Origin of the sequence: Pseudomonas agarici (assembly GCF_001543125.1) — a bacterium.
Classification (GTDB): Bacteria; Pseudomonadota; Gammaproteobacteria; order Pseudomonadales; family Pseudomonadaceae; genus Aquipseudomonas; species Aquipseudomonas agarici.
The window spans coordinates 2985885-3010274 of sequence record NZ_CP014135.1 but is presented as its reverse complement, the minus strand read 5'-3'; the positions used below and the strand labels follow the sequence as shown (position 1 = coordinate 3010274).

General features: G+C 61.2%; 22 protein-coding genes. 12 read left to right on the top strand and 10 right to left on the bottom strand.

Going from position 1 to position 24390, the window contains the following annotated elements; translation table 11 throughout:
- Positions 1 to 102: 102 nt before the first annotated feature.
- Positions 103 to 744: a ribosome biogenesis GTP-binding protein YihA/YsxC gene (gene yihA / locus AWM79_RS13095; RefSeq protein ID WP_060783033.1), complete on the bottom strand. Its 642-nt coding sequence runs from the start codon at positions 742 to 744 to the stop codon at positions 103 to 105.
- A 189-nt stretch (positions 745 to 933) separates the two neighbouring features.
- Here yihA and AWM79_RS13090 point away from each other — a divergent pair, with 189 nt between their 5' ends.
- The 7 genes from AWM79_RS13090 to AWM79_RS13060 all read left to right on the top strand — a co-directional run bounded on the left by AWM79_RS13090 (position 934) and on the right by AWM79_RS13060 (position 8252).
- On the top strand, positions 934 to 1224 hold the full coding sequence (locus tag AWM79_RS13090) for a c-type cytochrome (RefSeq protein ID WP_060783032.1): 291 nt from the start codon (positions 934 to 936) through the stop codon (positions 1222 to 1224).
- Positions 1225 to 1269: 45 nt separating this feature from the next.
- Entirely contained in the window at positions 1270 to 1875 is a 606-nt protein-coding gene (locus tag AWM79_RS13085) for a c-type cytochrome (RefSeq protein WP_060783031.1), read from the top strand.
- A gap of 203 nt (positions 1876 to 2078) precedes the next feature.
- On the top strand, positions 2079 to 2726 hold the full coding sequence (dsbA, locus tag AWM79_RS13080; protein WP_017132129.1) for a thiol:disulfide interchange protein DsbA: 648 nt from the start codon (positions 2079 to 2081) through the stop codon (positions 2724 to 2726).
- Positions 2727 to 2737: 11 nt separating this feature from the next.
- Entirely contained in the window at positions 2738 to 3595 is an 858-nt protein-coding gene (locus AWM79_RS13075) for an endonuclease/exonuclease/phosphatase family protein (protein WP_017132128.1), read from the top strand.
- 19 nt (positions 3596 to 3614) lie between these two features.
- Positions 3615 to 5684, top strand: a complete 2070-nt coding sequence (locus AWM79_RS13070) for a GGDEF domain-containing protein (protein WP_060783030.1) — start codon at positions 3615 to 3617, stop codon at positions 5682 to 5684.
- Between the two features lie 98 nt (positions 5685 to 5782).
- Positions 5783 to 6562 (top strand): N-acetylmuramoyl-L-alanine amidase, encoded by a 780-nt coding sequence (locus AWM79_RS13065; protein ID WP_017132127.1) that lies wholly within the window; start codon positions 5783 to 5785, stop codon positions 6560 to 6562.
- Between the two features lie 76 nt (positions 6563 to 6638).
- A complete protein-coding gene (locus AWM79_RS13060; RefSeq protein ID WP_060783029.1) occupies positions 6639 to 8252 on the top strand; it encodes an EAL domain-containing protein in 1614 nt (537 codons plus the stop codon).
- A 19-nt stretch (positions 8253 to 8271) separates the two neighbouring features.
- On the opposite strand, the gene AWM79_RS13055 is transcribed toward AWM79_RS13060, so the two are convergent.
- Both AWM79_RS13055 and algB read right to left on the bottom strand, forming a co-directional pair.
- Positions 8272 to 10053 carry an ATP-binding protein gene (locus AWM79_RS13055; protein ID WP_060783028.1) on the bottom strand — a complete coding sequence of 594 codons (1782 nt, stop codon included), beginning with the start codon at positions 10051 to 10053 and terminating at the stop codon, positions 8272 to 8274.
- A 10-nt stretch (positions 10054 to 10063) separates the two neighbouring features.
- Positions 10064 to 11410: a sigma-54-dependent response regulator transcription factor AlgB gene (gene algB / locus AWM79_RS13050; RefSeq protein WP_017132124.1), complete on the bottom strand. Its 1347-nt coding sequence runs from the start codon at positions 11408 to 11410 to the stop codon at positions 10064 to 10066.
- A 442-nt stretch (positions 11411 to 11852) separates the two neighbouring features.
- On the opposite strand from algB, the gene AWM79_RS13045 reads away from it, so the two are divergent.
- From AWM79_RS13045 to AWM79_RS13030, 5 genes are all read left to right on the top strand, one after another.
- Positions 11853 to 12137 (top strand): hypothetical protein, encoded by a 285-nt coding sequence (locus AWM79_RS13045; protein ID WP_060783027.1) that lies wholly within the window; start codon positions 11853 to 11855, stop codon positions 12135 to 12137.
- A gap of 81 nt (positions 12138 to 12218) precedes the next feature.
- Complete coding sequence (locus AWM79_RS24395; RefSeq protein ID WP_003170804.1) at positions 12219 to 12383, top strand: DUF1328 domain-containing protein; 165 nt, start codon at positions 12219 to 12221, stop codon at positions 12381 to 12383.
- A 1-nt stretch (position 12384) separates the two neighbouring features.
- On the top strand, positions 12385 to 12732 hold the full coding sequence (locus AWM79_RS13040; RefSeq protein ID WP_060783026.1) for an Ivy family c-type lysozyme inhibitor: 348 nt from the start codon (positions 12385 to 12387) through the stop codon (positions 12730 to 12732).
- Between the two features lie 670 nt (positions 12733 to 13402).
- Entirely contained in the window at positions 13403 to 14734 is a 1332-nt protein-coding gene (gltP, locus tag AWM79_RS13035; RefSeq protein ID WP_017132121.1) for a glutamate/aspartate:proton symporter GltP, read from the top strand.
- A gap of 209 nt (positions 14735 to 14943) precedes the next feature.
- Positions 14944 to 16173, top strand: a complete 1230-nt coding sequence (locus tag AWM79_RS13030) for a nucleoside recognition domain-containing protein (protein ID WP_017132120.1) — start codon at positions 14944 to 14946, stop codon at positions 16171 to 16173.
- A 31-nt stretch (positions 16174 to 16204) separates the two neighbouring features.
- Here AWM79_RS13030 and AWM79_RS13025 read toward each other — a convergent pair whose 3' ends face one another.
- From AWM79_RS13025 to AWM79_RS12995, 7 genes are all read right to left on the bottom strand, one after another.
- Positions 16205 to 16843, bottom strand: coding sequence for an ABC-type transport auxiliary lipoprotein family protein (locus AWM79_RS13025; protein ID WP_017132119.1), 639 nt, complete (start codon positions 16841 to 16843; stop codon positions 16205 to 16207).
- Positions 16840 to 17778: an MlaD family protein gene (locus tag AWM79_RS13020; RefSeq protein ID WP_017132118.1), complete on the bottom strand. Its 939-nt coding sequence runs from the start codon at positions 17776 to 17778 to the stop codon at positions 16840 to 16842. The genes AWM79_RS13025 and AWM79_RS13020 overlap by 4 nt, the downstream gene beginning before the upstream one ends.
- 1 nt (position 17779) lies before the next feature.
- The gene (locus tag AWM79_RS13015) at positions 17780 to 18571 is read right to left on the bottom strand and encodes an ABC transporter ATP-binding protein (RefSeq protein WP_218165207.1); all 792 of its coding nucleotides are present in this window, start codon (positions 18569 to 18571) and stop codon (positions 17780 to 17782) included.
- An 8-nt stretch (positions 18572 to 18579) separates the two neighbouring features.
- Positions 18580 to 19725 (bottom strand): ABC transporter permease, encoded by a 1146-nt coding sequence (locus tag AWM79_RS13010; RefSeq protein WP_017132116.1) that lies wholly within the window; start codon positions 19723 to 19725, stop codon positions 18580 to 18582.
- A 51-nt stretch (positions 19726 to 19776) separates the two neighbouring features.
- Positions 19777 to 20814 carry a DUF5924 family protein gene (locus tag AWM79_RS13005; RefSeq protein ID WP_060783025.1) on the bottom strand — a complete coding sequence of 346 codons (1038 nt, stop codon included), beginning with the start codon at positions 20812 to 20814 and terminating at the stop codon, positions 19777 to 19779.
- A 259-nt stretch (positions 20815 to 21073) separates the two neighbouring features.
- Positions 21074 to 22447, bottom strand: a complete 1374-nt coding sequence (locus tag AWM79_RS13000) for a M16 family metallopeptidase (protein WP_060783024.1) — start codon at positions 22445 to 22447, stop codon at positions 21074 to 21076.
- A 215-nt stretch (positions 22448 to 22662) separates the two neighbouring features.
- The gene (locus tag AWM79_RS12995) at positions 22663 to 24321 is read right to left on the bottom strand and encodes a Na/Pi cotransporter family protein (RefSeq protein WP_060783023.1); all 1659 of its coding nucleotides are present in this window, start codon (positions 24319 to 24321) and stop codon (positions 22663 to 22665) included.
- Positions 24322 to 24390 lie beyond the last annotated feature (69 nt).

Genomic DNA, 24390 nt, shown 5'->3' with positions numbered 1-24390 from the left:
AGGCCGCTAAACTCCGCTTTCGAACCGCGCTTTTGCCTTGTCTGAGCGCACCACAGGCCGTTTGGCGTAAGCCTGCCGAGTCTCAAAAAAGCGGGGAGCGGGTTACTCGTTGGCTTCGCTGCCGTTGTCCGCCAGTTTCATCCAGTGCGCCAATACGGTGTAGGCTTCTTCCAGGCCCATGCGCTTGGGTGCCGAGAACAGTTGGAGGGTCACCGCGTCGCCCCAGCCCTTGCGGATTTGCGACTGGACCTTGAGCAAGGTGTTCTTCGCTGCCCCATAGGTCAGCTTGTCGGCTTTGGTCAGCAGGACGTGCATCGGCATGCCGCTGGCAACCGCCCAGTCGAGCATCAACAGGTCGAAGTCGGTCATTGGATGACGGATGTCCATCATCAGAATCAGGCCCTTCAGGCTCTCGCGGCTACCCAGGTAGGCTTCCAGGTGACGCTGCCAGTGTTGCTTGAGCGGGATCGGTACTTTTGCATAACCGTAGCCCGGCAGGTCGACTAGACGGCGTTCATCGTCTAGCTTGAAGAAGTTCAATAGCTGTGTGCGTCCCGGAGTTTTCGAGGTGCGCGCCAGGCTGGCGTGGGTCAAAGTGTTCAAAGCGCTGGATTTGCCGGCATTGGAACGGCCGGCAAAGGCCACTTCAAAGCCTTCATCGTCCGGGCACTGGTCGACTTTGGCCGCGCTGAGCATGAAGGTGGACTGTTGGCACAGGCCGAGAATGGGATTCTTCAGTTGCATGGGATTTCCGATGTGGGCGGTGCCGGGGAGGCGCGAGAAGCTGTGTCGTTTCCGTTTCAGTAGCACCAGTATATAATGCCGCAGATTTTGTGTGCGCTTTGTCCCAACGTAGGATAAAGAACACGGGAGCGATTGACCTAGACTGCGCGATAGAACGCGGTACGTTCCCAACCCTGAAAAGGTCGTTTCATGACTAGATGGCTGCTCGTTGTCGGTGTCTTGATGCCGCTTTACGGCGCTCAAGCCACACAGGATCCCGAAGCCGTGTACAACCGTGTTTGCAGTGCCTGTCATGCCGGACAGTTGCCGATGGCCCCACGCAAGGGCGATCAGGCCGCCTGGAAGCCAAGAATGGCCCAAGGCATGAACGTGCTGGTACAACACGTGACTCAGGGTTTCCAGGCGATGCCGCCGCGTGGTTTGTGCGTGGACTGCAGTACCGAGGATTACCGAAGCATCATCCGATGGATGAGCGAGTAAGCCCGGTCCATAACTCTTAACCCTTAGCCGTAGTTGGATTAGCTGATGAACAAATTGATCGTGAGTCTGCTGTTGACCCTGGGGATCGCCGGCCTTGCTCATGCCGCGGGCGACGCCGCTGCCGGGAAGGCCAAGGCCGCCGTGTGTGGTGCCTGTCATGGTCCTGATGGCAATAGCATGGCGCCCAACTTTCCGAAACTGGCGGGCCAGGGTGAGCGTTACCTGACGAAGCAACTGCACGACATCAAATCGGGCAAGCGTACCGTCCTGGAAATGACCGGCTTGCTAACCAACCTCAGTGACCAGGACATGGCCGACATCGCCGCTTACTTTTCCAGCCAGAAAGGCAGTGTTGGCGCCGCCGATCCGAAGGTCGTAGCTCGCGGTGAGGCATTGTACCGTGGTGGCAATCTGGATCAGGGCATACCGTCCTGCACCGGCTGCCATTCGCCCAACGGCGCGGGCAACGCCGCCGCCGGCTTCCCGCACCTGGGGGGCCAGCACGCGCAATACGTTGGCAAACAACTGACCGACTTCCGCGAAGGCGCTCGCACCAATGACGGCGATGCCAAGATCATGCAGAGTATCGCCGCGAAGCTGAGCAACAAGGATATCGAAGCGGTCTCCAGCTATGTGCAGGGTCTGCACTAAAAGGGCGATTGGACACGCTGATGAAAGAGGCAAGTCTTTCTGCGCGTTAATGATCGATTAATCCTTGGCTGCGACAATAGAGGGGTGGCCTTGGCCGCCCTTTTTTGTGGCCGCTGCCGTTACACTAACGAACTAGAGCCCGCTCGGTCTGTCTGAAATACAGGTCGCGAGGGAAGCGACGTCCCAATGTCCAGGAGTAAAGCATGCGTAATCTGATCCTCAGCGCCGCACTCGTCACCGCCAGTCTGTTCGGCATGACGGCCCAGGCCGGCGAACCGATCGAGGCCGGCAAGCAGTATGTCGAACTGAGCAGCGCTGTACCTGTTGCGGAGCCAGGCAAGATCGAAGTGGTCGAACTGTTCTGGTACGGCTGCCCGCATTGCTACGCTTTTGAGCCGACCATCAACCCGTGGGTCGAGAAGCTGCCGAAGGACGTCAACTTCGTGCGTATCCCTGCCATGTTCGGTGGTCCGTGGGATGCCCACGGCCAGTTGTTCCTGACCCTGGAAGCCATGGGTGCGGAGCACAAGGTGCACGCCGCGATCTTCGATGCTATCCAGAAAGGGCACAAGCGACTGACCGATCCTAAGGACATGGCGGACTTCTTGGCTACCCAGGGTGTCGACAAGGACAAATTCCTGAACACCTTCAACTCCTTCGCCGTCAAAGGCAAGATTGTCCAGGCCAAAGAGCTGGCCAAGAAGTATGAAGTCAGCGGCGTACCGACCCTGATCGTCAACGGCAAGTACCGCTTCGACCTCGGCACCGCCGGCGGTCCAGAGGCTGCGCTGAACGTGGCCGATCAACTGATCGCCAAAGAGCGAGCGGCCGGCGCGACAGTCGCCAAGTAAGGCGCCCGGCCATGGCTCGCTGGGGTTCGGAACGCGTCGTTGGCCTTCATGAGCCGAAGGTCAACGAACACCACCTGAAAGCCAGCGGCCTGCCGGCGGACAACCGCCTGAGGTTGCTCAGCTTCAATATCCAGGTAGGTATCAGCACCCTGCGATACCGGCATTACCTGACCCGTGGCTGGCAGCACCTGCTGCCGCACACTGGAAGGGCCGACAACCTGCAGAAGATCGGTGGCCTGCTCGGTGATTTCGATCTGGTGGCCTTGCAGGAAGTCGATGGCGGCAGCCTGCGCTCGGGCTACGTCAATCAAGTTGAGCATCTGGCTCAGCTTGGGTCCTTTCCCTACTGGTACCAGCAACTCAATCGTAACCTCGGCCGTCTGGCCCAGCACAGCAACGGCGTGCTCAGCCGCCTGCGTCCCTGGGTGATCGAAGATCACCCGCTGCCCGGCCCTGCCGGTCGCGGGGCTATCCTGGTGCGTTTCGGCGAAGGTCCGGACGCGCTGGTGGTGGTCATGATGCACCTGGCGTTGGGCGCTCGTACACGGACCCGGCAATTGGCATATATTCGCGAGCTGATCGGCGGTTTCAAGCATCAAGTGCTGATGGGCGATATGAACACCCATGCCAGCGACTTGCTGCAACACTCGCCCCTACGTGATCTCGGGCTGATTGCACCGCAGGTCGAGGCAACCTTTCCCAGTTGGCGTCCACAGCGCTGCCTGGATCATATCCTGCTCAGTCCGACCCTGACCCTGGAGCGGGTCCAGGTGTTGGCCCTGCCGATTTCCGATCATTTACCGGTTGCCGTTGAAATTCGCCTGCCAGGTGCCATCGGTTCTGATACGTTGCCGGCCTTGAGTCGCTAAATCTCGCGGACGCCGTGTAATGAGCAGCGAAGAAGCCCTGCGCTGGAAAGAGAAGTACCTTAAAAGCATCGAACAACAGGAAAAGCTCGAGCGCCGCTGGGAGGCTCGCCTGGATTTGCTTCGCCGTGGGCTGGTGCGCAGCACCCTGGCGGCGGAAGGCAGCGATCGCGCGGTCGACCAGTGCATGAAGGAAATGCGCGAAGTGGTGCGCACCGACGATATGGACGGGCCTCTGGCCGCGCTGCTGCCACGCCTGGAAAAAGCCGTGCTCGACTCCGAGCAGCGCCGTGAGACGCGTGTCGAACAGATCGGCGTCGCCTTGTTGGCCCTGGTCACCCAGCTCCAATCCCTGCCGCTACCGCGAGAGGTCAGCAGGCCGCTGAAAAACTTCGCCAAGCAGCTCGATGGCCGGGTCGGCCAGGCCCGCGAGATTCCTCTGCTGCTCAGCGAGTTGAGTGGTTTGCAGGGCAAGGCGCTGACACAACTTGAACAGCCTGTCGGACCGGAGCGCCCGGGATTATTGCAGCGCTTGTTCGGGTCCAAAGAGACGGCGGAACCGACGACCGACACCGCATCGGCCCAGGCGCCGGTCGCTGCCCCTGCGGCCGCCACGTCAGTTGTCGCGCGAGCGTCGATTGAGGCGGCGGCGATTGATAGTACACCGCCTGCTCCAGGAGTCTCGGCGGTCGAGCCGGAACCCGGATCGGAGTCGGAGGCAGCATTACCGGCGCCCCCCGTGGAGGTTGTCGCCTACAAGCCTCCCGCCGGGCTATCCGAGCCGGCAGCCGTGCCCCTTAGCGTGCCTGCGCCCGACGCCCCCTTGGTTGTAGCGGCCACGCCAGTGATCGAGGCTGCCTGCGTGGCATGGGTACCCGTAGAGCCTGTTGAGCCTCTCGATCAGCCCGAGGCGATCACCCCCGTGCCGCCACCTGTGTTGGCACCCCTCGACAGCGAGCCGTTGCCTTCGGTGATGGCCGAGACCCCGGCGGCGGTCGATCCCGAGCCGGAGGTGTCCTATGCGCTGCCGGAGTCGCCGGAACCGTCCTACAGTTCCGTGGCCGAGCATATCGCGTCCACCTTGCTCGGCCTGCTGGGCGACCTGACGCTGCCCGAGCGTCATCGGCCCCATGCCGAAGCCATGCGTCACCGACTCGACCACGGGCTCAACTGGTACGAATTGCTGCCGATCCTCGATGATCTGGCGGTGCTGATGCTGGCGATCAACAACAGCGGCCAGCATGAGTTCGAGACTTATCTCAGGCAGCTCAACGAGCGGCTGGAGTCATTCCAAAGCCATCTCCAGGTGACCCGCGAAGATCATGCCGAGGGCTGCTCGCAGGCGGATAAATTGCACAACCGGTTGCGCGAGCACGTTGGTGGTTTGCAGAGCGGCGTGCAGGACGCCGTCGATCTGGAGAGTCTTAAGCAGGTATTGGAAAACCGCCTCGAAGGTTTGCTGGGTACCCTGGACCAACATCAGCAGCAACGCGATCTGCGTGAGCAGGACGCCGCCGCCCGCCTGCAAAGCCTGGCCGAGCGTGTCGCGCACATGGAACAGGAAGCCCAGGGCTATCGCGATCATCTCGAAGAGCAACGGCACAAAGCCCTGATTGACCCGCTCACCGGCCTGGCGAACCGCGCCGCTTGGAGCGAGCGTCTGGACCATGAGGTCGGGCAATGGCAGCAGCATGGCAACAACCTGTTGATCGCCATGCTCGATCTCGACCATTTCAAGCGGATCAACGACAACTACGGCCATCTGGCCGGCGACAAAGTGTTGAAGATCATTGCCAGCGTGCTGCGTGAACGCCTGCGCCCCGGCGATTTTATCGCCCGCTTCGGCGGTGAGGAGTTCGTCCTCCTGATGCCGGAGACTCCGCTGGCTGTGGCTCTCAAGCTGATCGAGAGCATGCGAGCGGCTATTGAAGCCAGCCCTTTCCACTTCAAGGGCGAGCGCGTCACCATCACCGCATCGATTGGGGTATCGGCGTTCCAGGCCGGCGAGCGTAGCGATCATGTGCTCAAAAGAGCCGATGAGGCGCTCTACAGGGCCAAAGGTGCCGGACGCAATCGGGTGGAGCTGAGCTGAGCAGGACCTGCTGTTTTGTGACAGGGTCTTGCTTTGGCCGGTACCGCTGCCTTGGTTACGTTATACTAATGCGTTACCGTCTTGGCCTGTCATCTCTCATGAAATTGCTCTCCCTTCTGTTCGCAGCCCTGGTGCTTGCGGGTTGCTCCAGCGGTCCACGCATCGATAACAGCCACCCGTCGGTCAATCATGATAATCGCGTGCAGTTCGTCGTCGTCCACTACACCTCGACGAACATGGACAATTCACTGCGCCTGCTGACCCGTGGCCAGGTCAGCAGCCATTACCTGATCGGTGACAACAACCCTGCGACCCTCTATCAGTTGGTGGATGAGAGTCAGCGCGCCTGGCATGCGGGCGAAAGCGAGTGGCGAGGACGTACCTGGCTCAACTCCAGCTCGATCGGTATCGAAATCGTCAATCCGGGCTTTCGTGACACGCCTGCCGGGCGCGTCTGGTATCCCTACAGCGAGGCCCAGGTGCAAGCGTTGATCGTCCTGCTCAAGGATATCGTCAAGCGCAACAATATCGAGCCGCGCGATGTGATCGGCCATAGCGATATCGCTCCGCTGCGCAAACAGGACCCGGGCCCGCTGTTCCCCTGGAAGCGCCTGGCCGCCGAAGGACTGGGGGTGTGGCCGGACGAGCAGGCGGTGATGCGTCAGCAAGAGGTCTACGCCTATCAGTTGCCGAGCCCGACCTGGTTCCAGCAGCAGCTCCAGTACCTGGGCTACAGCACACCGCAGACCGGCGAATGGGATGTGGCCACACGGCATGTACTCGCGGCGTTCCAGATGCATTTCCGTCCGGCGCGTTTCGATGGCGTGGCCGATGCGCAGAGCGCAGCGATCTTGCAGGTGCTTAATCAGTCAAAATAACGTCACTGCCGAACGGCTAGCGCTATTGTGTCAATGAATTGCTATAAGTCATGAGTGACTCTTCGGATATTTCATCATGCCGGCCGCTCGCGAGACATTGCGCTCCTGGTTCTTTCGTCCCTGGTCGCTGGCGTTGCTCGCGGCCTTGATCAGTGCTGCCGTGCTGTTGAGTGCCAGCCTGGTTCTGGTGGCGCACCAGGTTCGGCGGCACGAAAGCGAGCAGATGAATGCCCAGGGCCAACGCTTCCTGGAGCGCCTGGAGCAGCTTTTCGGTCAGTTGCGCGAGGGTCTCGATCTGCTTGAGGTCCAGCCGTTGCATGATTACGGTGCGCAGATGATCGCTACCTTGCAGCAACTGAGCTTCAGCTATCGGTTTATTTATGAAGCGGTTTACATCGATGCCTTCCAGTCCTGTTCCAATCGGCCTCGACGGGATTGGGTTGCCTCCCAAGCTCCGGATATTCGCGGTCCAACCTACAGCTATTGGCTCAACACCTCGGCCCAACCCGACGATAATCTCGCGGCGTTGATACTCGGGCGTGGCAACTTCCGGGTCTCGACCTCCCGTGGTCATCTGACCGATGTCGTCGAGCTGCCGCCCGGTGCCGGCCTGCTGGTGGTGGTCAATCACGACCGGCGGGCGATTCCGATCCTGGGACCGATTCAGCGCTGGCCGCCGCTAGGTTGGCCGACCCGAGACGGCGACCCGCTACTGATCACTGATCAGCAATTGATCTATCGCATGCCAACCCACACCCCCGAGTATCAGTTGGTGATGGTTGCGCCGCGTAGCGCCATGCAGTTGCGGTTCAACCCGCTCTGGTGGTGGTTGCTGCCCGCCAGCCTGCTGATCGCGGTCTGTATGGGTGGCTTGACCCTGCAGTTCGCCCGAAAGCACCAGTCGCTTAACGGCAAGTTGCAGGGGGCGTTGCGTCGAGGCGAGTTGCAGGTGCTGTACCAGCCGATCTTCGAGCTGAGCAGTCGTCATTGCGTCGGTGCCGAGGCGCTGATCCGCTGGCGTCGTCCTGACGGTACGTTGACCAGCCCGGATCTGTTCATTCCCCTGGCGGAAGACACCGGGCAGATCCGCCAGATCACCGACTTTGTCCTCCAGCGTCTGCTGGAGCAGCTCGGACCGGTGTTACGCGCCAATCCGCAACTGTATATCTCGGTCAATCTAGCGGCTTGCGATGTGATGATCCCGCGTATCGGCGAAGTCATTGGCCGGCTGCTACGGACGCACCGAGTGGCAGCCAGCCAGATTGCCTTCGAAGTGACGGAGCGCAGTCTGATCGATGTCGCGGTAGCGCGGGACAACCTGCAGGCCCTGCGCGATGTCGGGCACCAGGTGTTGATCGACGACTTCGGTACCGGTTACTGCAGCCTTGCTTACCTGCAGACGCTGCCGGTGGACTGCCTGAAGATCGACAAAGCGTTCATCGATGCGCTAGGGCATGATGCGGCCAGCAGCGGCATCGCCCCGCATATCATCCGCATGGCCCATTCCCTACGGTTGCAGGTGATTGCCGAAGGTATCGAGGACGAAGCCCAGGCGCTATTGCTCAGCAGCGAAGGCGTCAACTATGGACAGGGCTGGTTGTTCGCCCGAGCCCTGACCGCTGTACAGTTTATCGAGATGATCAGCTGTGGCCGGAGTCGGGGTGCCCGGCGCCTGGATGACGAGACCTAACTGGTGGCCGCACAGGCCGCTAGAGCGGCAGAGCCATGTAGAACTGGGTGCCCTGCCCCGGTCGCGAATAGACCCCCATACGTCCGCCATGCAACTGGACGATTTCCTTACAGAGTGCCAGGCCCAGGCCAACCCCGCCTTTCCTGCGTCCGATCTGCACGAAGGGTTCGAAGATCCGCCCTTGTTGGCCGTAGGCAATGCCTTCGCCATTGTCTTCGACACTGATGATTACCCGCTCGCCATGCCGCCGTGCCTGCAAACGGATCTGCCCGCCGTTGGCAGTGTGGCGTAGGGCGTTGTCCAGCAGGTTGTCGATCACCTGCTTCAATTGCGGGTGGTCGGCATGCAGGCGCGGTAGCGGTGGCTGGACCTCGACTTGCAGGTCGATGTCATGAGCGAGGGCCTGGTCGGCGAAGCGTTCACGGGCGTTTTCCAACAGTTCTTCGATATCGCAGGGCGCCAGCGTGAGCTTTTGCAGGCCATTCTGGTAACGCGAGAAATTCAGCAGGTCATTGATCAGTTGCATCAGACGCTGCATTTCCTCGTTGACCGTGTTCAGCAGGTCGGCTTCCCTCGATTCGCTGTCGAAGTGCAGGCGCTCCTGCAAGAGGCCGAAAGCCATGTGTATGCCGGTCACGGGAGTACGCAGCTCATGGGAGGCACGCAGGACGAACTCACTGCGCACGCGCTCGAACGCCCGCTGCTCGGTGACGTCGTGCAAGACCATGACCGCTCCGAGGATGTGGCCCTGGGGGTGGCTGACCGGCGTCAGGCTGTAGGTCAGCAGACGGGATTCGCCTTCGACTTCGACTTTGAGATCTTCCGGCGCCCGCTCCAGGCCGCCGCCGCGTAGAATCAGGCTCAGTTGCTCGTCCAGCTCCGGCCGTCCGAGAGCCTCGCCCAGGCCTTGGCCGAGACGCTCGACGTCCCAGCCCAACTGGCGCTGGGCCACCGGGTTGAGGTGTTCCAGGCTGCCCTGGCGATCGATCATCAGCAGCCCGTCGTCGATGCTGTCGAGTACCGATTGCAGTCGCTGCTGGCCGCTCAGCAGTTCATCGATATTGGTCGCCTGATGCTGGCGCAAGGCTTCGGCCATGATCCCGAAACGTCGGGTCAATTGGTTAATCTCCACAGCCGAGGAGATCGGTAGGGTGACTTCGAAATTGCCTCGGCCGATATTATCCGCCGCTGTGGCCAGGGCCTCGATCGGTGCGCCGAAACGCTGGGCGATGCCATGGGCGGTGATAAAGCCAATGATCAGTACCGCCAGCCCGACCAGTCCGAGCAGGCCGGCGATCAGCAGGGCGCGGTCACGGGCTTGGCTTTCCATGGCGCTGATATTGTCCAGAGCCTGCTGGTTTTCGACGATCAGGCCGTTGCGCAGGGTGTTGAAGCTGGCGGTGAGCTCTTCCTTGCTGGCCATCCCGCGGCGTGAGCGGTCGAAGACCTGCAGGAAGTCCTGGTAGTCGGTTAGGGCCTGGGCGAAGCCGCGGCGCAGGTTGCTGTTCGGCTCATGCTCGATGCCTTCGCGCAGCAGCTCCAGATAGTGCGTGCGCGAGGCTTGGAGGGTCGTCTGGTCGGGTTTCTCGCTGAGCATGATGATCAACTGATCGCCCAGGCTCTGGCGCAGCTTTAGGCTCAGGTCGAGGGTGATGAAGTTGTCGCTGACCGATGACTCCCGATTTTTGGCCATTTGCATCACGCTGACCAGTCCCAGCAGTAATCCCAGCAGGGCCACGGTGATCAGCGCCGAAATGCTCAGGAACAACCGAGTGCGCAACTTCATAGCGGTGAGCTTCATGGGGGCTGGCTCACAGGTTGTACTGTTTACGTTTGCGGTACAGCGTCGAGGCGTCGATACCCAGGGTCTTGGCGGCCTGGTCGAGGGTGTCGCTGGTGGCCAGGACCGCGCCGATATGAGCTTTCTCCAGTTCGTCCAGGCTCATCGGCGCGCCGATGCGCGGGGCGTTGTTGGTCGGCTGCTCGGCCATGCCGAGGTGGCCGATCTCCACGCGCTCCTGCGAGCAGATGATGCTGGCACGTTCGACCACGTTACGCAGTTCGCGGATATTGCCCGGCCAGCGATAGTTGATCAGCGCTTCACGGGCTTCGTCGCTGAAGGCGCGGGCGGGTCGGGCATACTCCTTGACGAAGCGGGCCAGGAACCGATCGGCGAGGGTCAGGATGTCCTCGCTACGTTCGCGCAGGGGTGGCAAGTGCAGGGTGATGACGTTCAGTCGGTAGAGCAGGTCTTCGCGAAAGCGCCCGGCGCGCACCATGTCTTCCAGGTTCAGGTTGGTGGCGGCGAGGATGCGCACATCGGCGCGGCGGGTCACGGGGTCGCCGACACGTTCGTATTCCTTGTCCTGGATAAACCGCAGCAGCTTGGGCTGCAGGGTCAGCGGGAAATCCCCGATTTCGTCGAGGAACAGCGTCCCGCCATCAGCCTGATTGACCCGGCCCAGGGTGCTTTCGCTGGCTCCGGTAAAAGCTCCCCGGCTATGGCCGAACAACTCGCTCTCCATCAACTCGGCGGTCAGCGACGGGCAGTTGATGGTGACGCAGGACTTCTTTGCGCGTTTGCTCCAGCCGTGGATGGCCCGAGCCAACTCGCCTTTGCCGGTTCCGGACTCGCCGAGAATCAGAATATTGGCATCGGTACTTGCGACTTGGCGAGCGGTTTCCAGCACCACCATCATTGACGGACTGTGGGAGTCGAGGCCGTCGCTGGGTTTGCGTACTTCGCCTTCAAGGGCTTCGAGGCGCGCGGACAGTTGCCGGACTTCCAGCTGTTTGGCCGTGGCCAGGCGCAGTTGATCGGGGCTGCAAGGCTTGACCAGATAGTCGGCGGCACCGGCCTGGATCGCATCGACAGCAGTATCGACGGCAGAGTGGGCGGTGACGATCACCACCCGCATCCAGGGTGTCTGGATACGCATCTGGGCCAGCACATCGAGGCCATTGTCTTCGCCCAAGCGCAGATCGAGGAAGCACAGGTCGAATACCTGGCGCTGTAGCAGGGTCTCGGCCTGGGCGGCACTGTTGGCCGTGCTGACACTGTAGCCTTCGTCTTCCAGGCAGTAGCGAAAAGTGCGAAGGATGGCGGACTCATCATCCACCAGTAGAATGCGGCCTTGGTGTTCCGTGGCTGATTCCATGTCCCACGCTCCTTAAATATGACTGTTTCTGACGGATCCCGGACAGGTCGGGCAGGTTGTAGGGTTTCTTCGGGTCGAGGCCAAGGCCAGCAGGGTAACGGTCTCTTTCTCTGATTGCTAACCCGCTGATTTAGGGAATTTTTTGATCTCTTTGCTTCCGACAGCCGACGCCTCAGCTAATTCCGGCGGATTTGCCGCTGATTTGCTCTCGCATTCCAGGCGCTCTTGCGTGAACCGATCGTGCATTTCGCACGACCACAACCCCGGTATCGTGCAAGATGCCGCTTCGAGTTTTGTTTTGCCGTTTATAACTTTATGATTTTATTGATTTTTACCTGACAAAAAAGCTGGCATGCGGGCTGCAACAGTCCTCTTGCCAGAGGTTGAACAGGTGTGTCGCCGCTTCAACCTAGAATAAACACTGTATCGGAGGAGCTTCAGGATGAAACGCCAACGTACCGTCTCATTTCACGTCTCGCCACTGCACTGGCAGCAAGGACTCTTTGCGCTCTTTGCGTTGCTCGTGACGCTGATCGTGGGCCAGGCGTTTCAGCGTTGGAGTCAGCCCTTGGCCGAGGCGCGATCAGTACCTTTCCATGCCCCGATCCAGACCCATTTTAGCGCTGTCGGCAGTGCTTCAGACGACGGTGGCGTCTATACCCTGACGCCGGTCGAGCAAGCCGAGCCGGTGGCTGACATGCCGCTGCAGGAGCGTTGGGTGTTCTAGAGGGCAAGGCTGCAGGGCCCACAGCAGTGAGCCGTCACAGGCAGCGGCAAAAAAACGCAGGTCAAGGTAAGGAGAATCATCATGTTGAGCTGGGCAATCACATTCCTGATCATTGCCATTGTTGCCGCGGTGTTGGGCTTCGGTGGTATCGCGGGCACCGCCACGGGTATCGCCAAGATTCTCTTTGTCGTGTTCCTGGTGATGTTTATAGCTTCGTTCTTCTTCGGTCGGCGTGGGCGAGGTTGATATGTCCGTGCCAGCCCTCAAAGTCCTCGTCGCCGGCCTGATGGTGGGCGGCGCTGGTTGGGCCCTGGCGGCCAATGATGGCCAGGCGCGGGTCAGTGAGCTGTTGAGCGCCTCCCCCGAGTACCGTCAGGCCTGGCGGGACGTCGTAGGGAAAGAAGAGCGCCTGCCGGAATGGGTGATAAACCTGTCGGGCAGTGCCGAGCAGATGAACGCAGTGGAAGAGGACGGCGACAAATACCTCGTCGGACCTTTGTGCGAGACCGTCGACTATCGTTTCCTCGGCCAGCCGGACGCAGGTATGCAGGCCTTGTTGAAAGAGCAACTGCGCAAAGACCCGAACGGACACTGAGTTCGATGTATTGAACGAGCAGAAGCTCGACGCGAGCTTCTGCCCCTGCACCGCTCGAAGACAGCGGGTGCATGACCAAGGGGCCGGGATGTTCTGATTGTTTCTGGATCGGAGCGACCTACGGGTACAGGGAGTGCCTGCGCAAGGGCCGGGTCAGGCGAAGGTAACAGGCGGCAAACTGCAGGTGGTCCCTGTGGCTTGCCGCTGTTTGGTCTATATGTCATTACGACATTAAGCGCTGATTAATAATGGATCCGATCCTCGCTGCCACCGTATATCTAGAAAACTTCCCTCCGCGGCGTTCTGCCGATGCTTGAACCTCTAAGACTTTTACGCAAATACAGCGGTCTTTTATTCATCTATCGAGACAAGGCAAATAGCTCTGGAATGGCCGGTTCACGGTGGCCTCAACGGCAGAAATGTCTTGTTTTCAGGGATTGAAAAGGGGAATTGTTAGATAAAGATCATGCTGATTCGGCATGGGGTAGGCGTTTACGGCATTAGACGTGCCACTCTTGCATCGGAATAGTTGCGCCTTTTTTCGCCCGCCAAAGAGCCTTTCGGCTTGCTTGCGGTGACCTTCCATGGGGCAGATGCCGACGCTTTGCGCACGCCAAGACGTGCGGGCGAGACGCTTGTGTCTGAGTCAACTTGAAGTAAGGGTAATGACATGAAGAAGGCTAAGCTCAGCCTTGCCTGGCAGATCCTCATCGGTCTGGTACTGGGGATTGCAATCGGCGCGCTACTCAACCATTTCAGTGCGGAAAAGGCCTGGTGGGTCGGCAACGTCCTGCAACCGGCGGGCGATATCTTTATCCGTTTGATCAAAATGATTGTGATCCCGATTGTCATTTCCTCGCTGGTGGTCGGCATCGCCGGTGTTGGCGATGCGAAGAAGCTGGGGCGCATTGGCCTCAAGACCATCATCTACTTCGAAATCGTCACCACCATCGCCATTGTTGTCGGCCTGTTGCTGGCCAACGTGTTCCATCCGGGCACGGGCATCGACATGAGTACCCTGGGTACCGTGGATATCTCCAAGTACCAGGCGACCGCCGCCGAAGTGCAGCATGAGCATGCGTTCATCGAAACCATTCTCAACCTGATTCCCTCGAACATCTTTGCCGCCATGGCGCGTGGCGAGATGCTGCCGATCATCTTCTTCTCGGTGCTGTTCGGTCTCGGGCTGTCGAGCCTGCAGGCGGAGTTGCGCGACCCGTTGGTGAAGATGTTCCAGGGCGTCTCGGAAAGCATGTTCAAGGTCACCCACATGATCATGAACTACGCACCGATCGGCGTGTTCGCCCTCATCGCGGTGACGGTGGCCAACTTCGGCTTCGCCTCGCTGTTGCCATTGGCCAAGCTGGTGGTGCTGGTTTACGTGGCGATTATCTTCTTCGCCTTTGTCGTGCTCGGCTTGATTGCTCGCCTGTTCGGTTTCTCGGTGCTCAAGCTGATGCGGATCTTCAAGGATGAGCTGGTACTGGCCTATTCCACCGCCAGTTCGGAGACCGTGCTGCCACGGGTGATCGAGAAGATGGAAGCCTACGGTGCGCCGAAGGCCATTTGCAGCTTCGTGGTGCCAACCGGCTACTCGTTCAACCTGGACGGTTCGACCCTGTACCAGAGCATCGCGGCAATCTTCATTGCCCAGTTGTATGGCATCGACCTATCCATCAGTCAGCAATTGCTGCTGGTACTGACGTTGATGGTCACCTCCAAGGGCATCGCCGGTGTACCGGGCGTGTCCTTTGTGGTGTTGCTGGCGACCCTGGGCAGCGTGGGCATTCCGCTCGAAGGCCTGGCCTTTATCGCGGGCGTCGATCGCGTGATGGACATGGCGCGTACTGCCCTGAACGTGATTGGCAATGCCCTGGCGGTGCTGGTGATCGCTCGTTGGGAAGGCATGTATGACGACGCCAAGGGCCAGCGCTACTGGAATTCCCTGCCGCACTGGCGCAGCAAGGAAGTGCCGCCGGCCGGCGAGATTGCCAAGGGCTGACAGGATTAGCCTGCCGGGACAGCGGAGCGCCGCGAAGCTTTTAGCAATCTGCGCAGTCCCTTCCTGAGCAGGCTCTGCTCCCACCAGCACAGTGCCGGCCCCACAGGTTTGGGGTATTTGCAGCGACACGGACCAACCCCGGATTTTCCGGGGTTTGTTGTTTTTGGCCCGACCGTTATCATTCGCCGCATCTTTAAGGAGTTCTTTCGATGCTCAATGGCCTGTGGCTCGGCTTTTTCCTGGTGGCAATGGTCTCGGCCCTGGCGCAATGGCTGGCGGTCGGCAACAGCGGGATTTTCGCCGCCATGGTGGAAAGCATCTTCGCCATGGCCAAGTTGTCGGTCGAGGTGATGGTCCTGTTGTTCGGCACCCTGACGCTCTGGCTGGGCTTTCTGCGGATCGCCGAAAAGGCCGGGATCGTCGACTGGCTAGCCAAGGCCCTCGGTCCGTTGTTCAGTCGCCTGATGCCGCAAGTCCCTCGCGGCCACCCGGCTATCGGCCTGATCACCCTCAACTTCGCCGCCAATGGCCTGGGCCTGGACAACGCTGCCACGCCCATCGGCCTCAAGGCCATGCGTGCCCTGCAGGAGCTCAATCCGAGCCCGACCGTGGCGAGCAACGCGCAAATTCTGTTCCTGGTGCTCAACGCCTCGTCCTTGACCCTGCTGCCGGTGACTATTTTTATGTACCGCGCCCAGCAAGGCGCGCCGGACCCGACCCTGGTGTTCCTGCCGATCTTGTTGGCAACCAGCGCCTCGACCCTGGTGGGCCTGCTCTCGGTGGCGGTGATGCAGCGCTTGCGTTTATGGGATCCGGTGGTGCTTGCCTATCTGGTGCCCGGCGCATTGCTACTCGGCGGCTTCATGGCGGTGCTGGCCGGTCTGTCGGCGACGGCCCTGGCCGGTTTGTCATCGATCCTCGGCAATCTGACACTGTTCGGCCTGATCATGCTGTTCCTGATGATCGGCGCGCTGCGCAAGGTGAAGGTCTACGAAGCGTTTGTCGAAGGCGCCCAGGAAGGGTTCGACGTTGCCAAGAACCTGCTCCCGTACCTGGTGGCGATGCTTTGTGCAATCGGTGTGCTGCGAGCTTCCGGGGCGCTGGACTTCGGCCTCGACGGCATTCGCCATTTGGTGCAGTGGGCCGGCTGGGACACCCGTTTTGTCGATGCGTTACCGACAGCGATGGTCAAACCCTTCTCTGGTAGCGCGGCTCGGGCGATGCTGATCGAAACCATGAAAACCCAGGGCGTGGACAGCTTCCCGGCCTTGGTGGCGGCGACCATTCAGGGCAGCACCGAAACCACCTTCTATGTCCTGGCGGTGTATTTCGGCGCGGTGAATATCCAGCGCGCGCGACACGCGGTAGGTTGCGCCTTGCTGGCGGAGCTGGCCGGGGTGTTGGCGGCTATCGCGGTGTGTTATTGGTTCTTTGGTTGAGTTCCCACAAGTCCGCTTGCCACAACTACCCTCAGCGCGCCGTGGGAGTTCTTTCGTTCGCCTGTTGCACCGCCCAACCGATCAATTGTCCGGTCAGTTTGTCTCCGGCCTGGCCGAAGCCCGCCACTACGCCGGGCACCTGCTTGTCAGTGATCGGCTGGCGCACTTCAAAGCGCCGGCTGGCAAGAATCCGCTGGTCGTTGCCGCGCACCAGCCGTGCGTCGAAGCGGATCACCACCTCGGCGTCCTGCCCGCGATACTCGGTCTGGAACGCCTGCAACTCGCCACCCAGCTCGAAATCGGCCTGCAGGTTGCTATCGTCGGTGCTCAGCAGGCGCACCCGGCCATCACGCTGGAAAGCGTCGAGGATGCGGTTACGCAGCAGCACCGGCGCCGGATCGCTCCAGCGCGAGGCCTTGTAGTGGCTGATCAGGTCGCCCTGGGGCAACACGGCGATGTTCGGGTTGTTCAACGCATCGCTGGCGACGGGCTTGGCAATGCGCAACGACCAGTTGAGCGGCAGGCTGTTGGGGGCCGGGATGCTGTTCTGCGCGGTCGGTAGTCGATAGACATCCGCGGGTTCGGCCTGGGGTAGGATCGAGCAGGCGCTGCCCAGGGCCAGTCCGGTGAACAGGGTCAGTTGGCTCAGGGTGCGACGGGCAAGCCTCATGGGGTGAATTCCTTGTTCTTGTCACGGCCGAGCAAATAGCCGCTGGGGTTGGCGTTCAGACGTTGCGAAATGGCCCGCAAGGCACTCAGGGTGTCGCGCAGCTCGCGGATCGCCGGAGCCAGTTCATTGAGTCCTTGCAACCCGCTGTCGACCGAGTTCTGGTTGTTGACTAGCAACTGGTTGATGGTCGCGCTGGTCTGCTCCAGTGATTGCATGGCGCGTTCGGCACTACCCAGGGCCTGGGAGCCTTGCTGGTCCAGCAGGTTGTTGGCATTGCGCATCAGCCGCGAGGTCTGTTCCAGGGTGGCGCTCATCTGCTTGCCGACCTGAGGCATCTGGCGCAGGGTCTGACGGATATCGTCGCGCTGGCCGGCGATAGCCTCGGTGGCTCGCTGGAGGTTGTCGAGGGTTTGGCTGACGCGTTCGACGTTCTCCCGAGAGAACAGGGTATTAACGTTGTGCAGCAGCATGTTGATGCCGCTCATCAGGTCATTGCTGTCGCTCAGCAGCCGGGAAATCGGTGACGGCGAAGCGATGATTTCCGGCAGTTTGCCATCCCTGCCCTTGAGTTCCGGGCTTTGCGGGGTGCCGCCACTGAGCTGGATCAACGAGGTGCCGGTAATGCCGGTCAGGGCCAGCTTGGCCTGGGTATCTTCCTTGATCGGGGTGTCGCCGACCAGGCGGATGCGCGCCAGTACCCGGCGTGGGTCCTGCGGATCGAGGCTCAGTTGCAGTACGTCGCCGACCTTGATCCCACTGTATTGCACCGGGCTGCCCCTGGACAAGCCGCTGACCGCCTCGTTGAAGACCACCTCATAGTCCTTGAACGCGGTATCGACGCTGGACTTGGCCAGCCACAGCCCGAAGAACAAGGCACTGAGCACCACCAGCACGCTGAACAGGCCGATCATCACGTGATGGGCGCGGGTTTCCATCTCATCCCTCCTTAAGCGGTGTAGCCGCTTCGAATGCGGCGCGGCCACGGGGGCCATGGAAGTATTCGTGTACCCACGGATCGTCGGTCTCGGCAACCCGATCGATCGCATCCGCCACCAGTACACGCTTGTGCGCCAGCACCGCGACCCGGTCGGTGATGGTGTAGAGAGTGTCGAGGTCATGGGTGACCAGAAACACGCTCAGGCACAGGGCATCGCGCAAGGTGAGGATCAGTTGGTCGAAGGCGGCGGCACCAATGGGATCGAGACCGGCGGTGGGTTCGTCGAGAAACAGAATGTCCGGGTCCAGCGCCAGGGCGCGAGCCAGGGCGGCGCGCTTGATCATGCCGCCGGACAGCGACGCCGGGTATTTGTTGGCGGCGGTCGGTGGCAGCCCGACCAAGGCCAGTTTCATACAGGCCAGGTGTTCGGCCTCGATACGGCTCAGGCCGGCGTGCTCGATCAGTGGCAGGGCGACGTTCTCTCTGACGGTCAGCGAGGAAAACAGTGCGCCCTTCTGAAACAGCACACCGAAGCGGCGCTCGACCTGCGAGCGGGCCTGCTCCGAGAGGTTGGGCAGGTCCTGGCCGAACACCCGCACCTGACCCTCGCTGGGCTGGCGCAGGCCGATGATGCTGCGCATCAGCACCGATTTGCCGCTGCCGGAGCCGCCGACCACGGCAAGGATCTCGCCCTTGTACAGTTCCAGGTCGAGGTGCTCGTGGACACTCTGGCTGGCGAAACGATTGCACAGCCCGCGTACTTGGATCACCGCCTCGCTCGACGGCCGCATCACCCGGCTCACCAGCCCATCTCCACGAAGAACAAAGCGGCGACCGCATCCAGCACGATCACGATAAAGATCGACTGGACCACGCTGGACGTGGTGTGGGTACCGACCGATTCGGCGCTGCCGCTGACCTTGAAGCCCTCCAGGCAGCCAACGGCGGCGATCAGAAAAGCGAAGAACGGTGCCTTCACCAGGCCGACCAGCATGTGCTGGATGCCGATATCGGCTTGCAGCAACGAGAGAAACATCGCCGGCGAGATGCCCAGCGACAATGCGCAGACCACGCCGCCGCCGACAATCCCGCAGAGCATGGCGAGGAAGGTCAGCATCGGCAGCGCGATCAGCAGCGCTAAAACCCGTGGCAACACCAGCAACTCCATGGGGTCGAGGCCGAGGGTGCGAATGGCGTCGATTTCCTCGTTAGCCTTCATCGACCCGATCTGCGCGGTAAAGGCGCTGGCGGTACGACCGGCCATCAGGATCGCGGTCAGCAGCACGCCGAATTCGCGCAGAAAGGAGAATGCCACCAGGTCTACGGTGAAAATACTGGCGCCGAAGCTTGCCAGCACCGTCGCGCCGAGAAACGCCACCACGGCTCCCACCAGAAAGGTCAGCAGGGCAACGATGGGCGCGGCATCGAGGCCGGTCTGTTCGATGTGGGCGACCATTGCCGTGACCCGCCAGCGCGAGGGCCGGAACAGGCCGCGGGCGAAGGTTTCCAGGATCAGGCCGATAAAACCCAGCAGTTGCAGAGTGTCTTTCCACACCTGGTCCACGGCGCAGCCGATCCTTTCGAGCAACTGCATGCCGGCTGCTGGCTCCGCCTCCTTGAGCGGTGCGCGGAAGTCGGCGAGCGCCCGGTAGACGGTTTGCAGCAGCGCCCGGTTGGCGGCGGACAGGTGCTCGGCGTGGTCGGCCAGTTGCCCGAGGCGTTCGGCACCCAGCAGTTCCACCAGCAGCGAGGCGCCGACGGTGTCAAGGGCGCCCAGTTGGTCGAGGTCGACGGCGGTGGTGGCGTCATACTTGCCCATCAGCCCGCCGGTATGCTTTTTCAGTGTGGTGTAATGGGCCAGCGTCCAGTCGCCGCTGATGCGCAGGCGTCGGGGCGCGCTTGAGGTATCCAGTTGGGCGTTACCGGCCATCGTGCTGATGATCATAAACTCCAAGGTTGATAGGCATTGACGCAAGGCACTTTAATAGCATGACCGCTAGAATTGCACGGTGTTTGCCGACGACTCTTGGTCGGTGATCTTAAAACGCAACACGCCGAGCATCTGTCCATCTTCGGTGAGCACCCGCACCAGCCAGTTCCCGCTCGGATTGGCCGGGAAGTTCTGCTTGTGGGTCCAGGCACGGTAGCCTTCCTTGCGGCCACCGTGGATATCCAGGGCGATACGGTCGACTTCATGTCCGTTGAACTCCCAGACATGGTAGATCCGCTCGTCCAACCCACGCGGTGCATTGATCGAAGTGTAGGCATAGAGTCCGGCGTTGCGAACCTGGCTGGCGCTGATTTGTTTCAGGCTATCGCCGGGGGTGCGGTCCTGCAATTGCGTGGTCAGCGCGACCTCGGTCATCCACAGCGTCGCGGGCGGTACCCAGGAGCGCAGCAGCCAGCCCGAGCCGCCGATGGCCAGAGTCACACTGACCAGCATCAGCCAGCCGCGCACGCCACGCGGCGGCAGACTGACCGCCAGGCTGGGGATCGACAGCAACATGGCGGTGCCCAGTGCCAGTTTGTAGCTCTCGGCGGTGGTCAGGTGCAAGATGATCGGCAACGCGGTGAGCAAGGCGGCGAACAGTGTCAGGGTGTGCAGGCCGAGCAGCAGCCAGCGTTTCGGTGCCAGCCACTTGTAGTACAGCGGGTCAATGATCGACACCAGCGCCGCCGCACCGAGCAGGCTGGTGAACACCAGTTGGCCGCTGTTCCAGGTGGTGGTAATGAAAAAGAACGGCAGAACGAAGAACAGGCTTTCCTGGTGGATCAATTGTGTCGCGTAACGCAGTAGCGGTTCCGGGATCTCGCGTTTGAACAGGCGGCTGAACAGTTGGGTCAGCACGCCTTCCAACATCAGCCAAAGCCAGCTCAGCAACAGTACGATGGCGATTAGGCTGGCCTTGCTCTGCTGGCGGTCGACCAGGATGAAGCTGGCGATCCCCGAGCAGAAGCCAAAGGCTGCGATAACCCCCGGATAACGCTTCATCAATTCGAGGAGGCGCTGGATTAAAAGGGCTAATTTCGGCATTCGGCGATTCACAGTGCTGGCGGGAGAAATACCCAGACACAATACCGTTTTAGCGCGGAGGATGGGAGCTGGCTTGCCGGATGGACACGCCACAGGCCCTGGTGGCCTGTGTGGTTAGTTCTATGAGTCAATTTCGGCGCCCTAAATCCCTGGCTTGCGTTGCTGTTCCTCACCATAGCCCGGCTATGACTCGTCACAGCGCCTTAGCCATGAACTTATGGCATCCGAACTTGAGCTAACGAACTCACCGTACAGGCCACTAGCGACGACGGGCGCGCCAACCCAACAGAGCCAACACGATCAGCCCCACCAGACCCGTGCCCAACCACAGCAACTGGTCATAGCTCAACAATGGCTTCTCGATCCGCAGGTAGCCCGGCTGTTCGAACAGTTTGCGCAGGGCCAGGTTGGCTTCCTTGAGCGTCACGGCCGCCAGGGCTTTGGCCGGGTCGGTGAAGTGGCCGTCCTGGTAATCCTCCAGCGCGCTCCAGTAGTAATCGGCCAGGGCGCTATTGCCCTGCACCGCCCAGGCCTGGCGGGCGATGGCGGCTTGTTGCAGGCGCGCGAAGGTCGCCGGGTCGAGACCGTCCTTGAGCAGCTGCTCTTTCAGCTCGGTCAACACTTGTTGCGCCTGGCCGAGGTTCTCCCGTTCGACATCGGCATTGAGGCTGAAGAAGCCGACGCCGCCGAGCACTTCGCGTTCGCTCCAGGGGCCATAGGACAGACTGTGGGCCAGTCGCAATTGGCGATAGAGCGTCCAGTCCAGGTAGTCCTTGAGCAGGTCGATGGCTTCGTCCGATGGGCCTTGCGATGCAGGCTCCGGAAACAGCCAGTGGATCTTCGCGCCGTTGCCGATCCAGCCACGGATCAGGTCGCGCTGTGCGGCGCCATGGTGGAGGATCTGCGGGAGAGGCAGGTGGTCGTTGGGCTCGATGGGTTCCAGTGCGCCAAAGGTCCGGTCCAAATAAGCCGGCAGCAGGCGATCGAGCCCGCCGACCATGATCAGGGTCATGTTGTTCGGCGCGTACCAGTTCTTGCGCACGGCCTCCAGTTGCTCGCGGGTCAGGTGCCCGACCTCTGCCCGACCGGGACATTTGAGGCCCAGTTCCATGGCCAATTGATCGCTACTGCGATGCCCGCTCGCTTGAATATCCAGCCAACGCTGCAAGTGTGAGTAGTGCCCGCCGTCCTCGCGTTCCACTACCTGCTTGGCGGTGGCGATATCGGCGTCGCTGAAGCGGGTCTGAGTGAGGACGGCCAGCAGCAAGTCGAGAATCTTGCGCTGGTTGCTGGCCGGCGCTTCGATCACGAAAGTGGTATCGGCGTCGCTGGTATAGGCGTTCCACTCGCCACCGAGGGCCTGCATGCGTTCCTCGAGGTCGCCCTCGCCGCCGCCGTCGACGCCACTGAACAGCAGGTGTTCGAGCAGGTGCGGCAGTTCCTTGTCGGCGCAGGCGAAATCGTCGAAGCCGACGCCCACCACCAGCCGGATCGCCACATGCCCGCGCTCGCTACCGGGCTTGAGCAGCAGTTGCAGACCGTTGGGCAACTGATAGCCCTCGACCTGGAAGCGATCAAGGGCATGGGCAGGGGCGAAGGTGAGCAGTAGGTACACGAGCAGCAGGTAACGCATAACCATTTTCCGAGGATAGGTTTCTAGTGGCCTTTACGGTTAGTTCGTCAGCTCAAATTCGGATGCCACACGTCCATGGCCGAGGCGCTGTGACGAGGCATAGCCGGCTATGGCGAGCTACAGCAATGCGGACCGGAGGCTGGTGTCGCCGCAATGGACTGACAGAACCAGCCACACAGGCCACTACGCACAGACAACAAGCCAACCGTGAGCGTTCAAGGCGAGTGTGTGATATCGGCTGTTTCTTCCAAAGCCAGTGCGCCGGTCTCGGAGGTTTCCAAGATCACATAAGCGCTACCGCAGAATAACGAATTCAGACGCTTCATGTCGGCAATCAACTCCAGATGCAAGGAGCTGGTCTCGATGCTCTGGACGATCTTGCGTTGCAGGCGACTGACATGGGCGTGGGCCAAGCGCCTTTCCTGGGCGCGGAAGCGGCGTTTTTCCCGCAGTAACTGACGGGCGCTTTTCGGGTCGGCGCTGAGAAACACCGAGAGGCCAAGACGCAGGTTGTCGATCAACTGGCTGTGCAGCCCGGCCAATTCTTCCAAGCCAACTTCCGAGAATGAACGGCGTTTTGCGGTCTTCTGCTGCTGAACCTTGCGCAACATACGCTCGATCAGATCGGCTGCCAGCTTCAGGTTGATCGCCAGCTCGATAATTTCCGCCCAGCGGCGGCTGTCGTGCTCGCCGAGGTCCTCGCGAGGCATCTGCGCCAGGTAGAGCTTGACCGCGCTGTACAGCACTTCGACATCATCGCTCAGGCGACGCATCTCAATGGCCACGGCGGTCTGTTTGCCTTGCAGCACATCCAGCATGGCGGCGAGCATGTTGTCGATCAGGTCGCCGATGCGCAGGGTTTCGCGCACGGCGCTGGACAGCGCCAGGCTCGGCGTATCGAGGGCGGCCGGGTCGAGGTGTCGGGGCTTGACCTTGCCGTTGGCCTCGGGCCGCTCCGGTAGCAGCCAGGCGCACAACCGGGCCATGGGGCCGACGCTGGGCAGCAGTAGCAGGCAGCGCACGGTGTTATAGATCAGGTGGAAGCCGATGACCATTTCCTGCGGGCTGAAGTCCAGGCTGTCGATCCAGCGCACCAGGGGACTGAGCACGGGGATGATCAGTAGCAGGCCGATCAGCTTGTACAGCAGGCTGCCCAGGGCGACCTGGCGGCCAGCGGCGTTGCGCATGCTGGTGCCGAGAAAGGCCAGCACGCCGCTGCCGATATTCGCGCCGATCACCAGGCCGATGGCGACCGGCAGGCTGATCACCCCGGCCCCTGCCAGAGTGGCGGTCAGCAGCACGGCGGCGAGGCTGGAGTAGGAAATCATGGCGAACAACGCGCCGATCAGGGCATCGAGCAGGATGTCGCCGGTCAGCGAGGCGAATACCACCTTCACGCCCTGGGCTTGAGTGATCGGCACGGCGGCTTCGACGATCAGTTGCAGGGCGAGGATGATCAGCCCCAGGCCGATGCCCACGCGCCCGAGTTGTCCGGCGCGGGTCTGCTTGCGCGAGAGGAAGAAGATCACTCCCAGAAAGATCAGCAACGGCGACAGCCAGGACAGGTCGAAGGTCAATACCCTGGCCATCAGCGCGGTGCCGACGTCGGCGCCGAGCATGGTTGCCAGGGCTGGAGTCAGCGCCATCAGGCCCTGGCCGACAAAGGACGTCACCAACATCGCCGTGGCGTTGCTACTCTGGACCATGGCTGTGACCAGGATACCGGCGACAAAGGCCAGCGGGCGTCGGGCCATGTTCTGGCCGATCACCTGGCGCAGGTTGGAGCCGTAGACCCGCAGGATACCGGTCCGGACGATATGCGTACCCCAGATCAGCAGGGTCACGGCGGAAAGCAGATTGAGCAGGGTCAGCATGGAGGGCCCCCTGGAATTGCTCTGGCCAAAAAGGGCCAATGTAGATTTACCGCGCGCCTTTCCACGACT

Coding starts and splice junctions, on each gene's coding strand:
- yihA (WP_060783033.1), bottom strand. CDS start 744: ATGCAACTGAAGAATCCCATTCTCGGCCTGTGCCAACAGTCCACCTTC.
- AWM79_RS13090 (WP_060783032.1), top strand. CDS start 934: ATGACTAGATGGCTGCTCGTTGTCGGTGTCTTGATGCCGCTTTACGGC.
- AWM79_RS13085 (WP_060783031.1), top strand. CDS start 1,270: ATGAACAAATTGATCGTGAGTCTGCTGTTGACCCTGGGGATCGCCGGC.
- dsbA (WP_017132129.1), top strand. CDS start 2,079: ATGCGTAATCTGATCCTCAGCGCCGCACTCGTCACCGCCAGTCTGTTC.
- AWM79_RS13075 (WP_017132128.1), top strand. CDS start 2,738: ATGGCTCGCTGGGGTTCGGAACGCGTCGTTGGCCTTCATGAGCCGAAG.
- AWM79_RS13070 (WP_060783030.1), top strand. CDS start 3,615: ATGAGCAGCGAAGAAGCCCTGCGCTGGAAAGAGAAGTACCTTAAAAGC.
- AWM79_RS13065 (WP_017132127.1), top strand. CDS start 5,783: ATGAAATTGCTCTCCCTTCTGTTCGCAGCCCTGGTGCTTGCGGGTTGC.
- AWM79_RS13060 (WP_060783029.1), top strand. CDS start 6,639: ATGCCGGCCGCTCGCGAGACATTGCGCTCCTGGTTCTTTCGTCCCTGG.
- AWM79_RS13055 (WP_060783028.1), bottom strand. CDS start 10,053: ATGAAGCTCACCGCTATGAAGTTGCGCACTCGGTTGTTCCTGAGCATT.
- algB (WP_017132124.1), bottom strand. CDS start 11,410: ATGGAATCAGCCACGGAACACCAAGGCCGCATTCTACTGGTGGATGAT.
- AWM79_RS13045 (WP_060783027.1), top strand. CDS start 11,853: ATGAAACGCCAACGTACCGTCTCATTTCACGTCTCGCCACTGCACTGG.
- AWM79_RS24395 (WP_003170804.1), top strand. CDS start 12,219: ATGTTGAGCTGGGCAATCACATTCCTGATCATTGCCATTGTTGCCGCG.
- AWM79_RS13040 (WP_060783026.1), top strand. CDS start 12,385: ATGTCCGTGCCAGCCCTCAAAGTCCTCGTCGCCGGCCTGATGGTGGGC.
- gltP (WP_017132121.1), top strand. CDS start 13,403: ATGAAGAAGGCTAAGCTCAGCCTTGCCTGGCAGATCCTCATCGGTCTG.
- AWM79_RS13030 (WP_017132120.1), top strand. CDS start 14,944: ATGCTCAATGGCCTGTGGCTCGGCTTTTTCCTGGTGGCAATGGTCTCG.
- AWM79_RS13025 (WP_017132119.1), bottom strand. CDS start 16,843: ATGAGGCTTGCCCGTCGCACCCTGAGCCAACTGACCCTGTTCACCGGA.
- AWM79_RS13020 (WP_017132118.1), bottom strand. CDS start 17,778: ATGGAAACCCGCGCCCATCACGTGATGATCGGCCTGTTCAGCGTGCTG.
- AWM79_RS13015 (WP_218165207.1), bottom strand. CDS start 18,571: ATGCGGCCGTCGAGCGAGGCGGTGATCCAAGTACGCGGGCTGTGCAAT.
- AWM79_RS13010 (WP_017132116.1), bottom strand. CDS start 19,725: ATGATCATCAGCACGATGGCCGGTAACGCCCAACTGGATACCTCAAGC.
- AWM79_RS13005 (WP_060783025.1), bottom strand. CDS start 20,814: ATGCCGAAATTAGCCCTTTTAATCCAGCGCCTCCTCGAATTGATGAAG.
- AWM79_RS13000 (WP_060783024.1), bottom strand. CDS start 22,447: ATGCGTTACCTGCTGCTCGTGTACCTACTGCTCACCTTCGCCCCTGCC.
- AWM79_RS12995 (WP_060783023.1), bottom strand. CDS start 24,321: ATGCTGACCCTGCTCAATCTGCTTTCCGCCGTGACCCTGCTGATCTGG.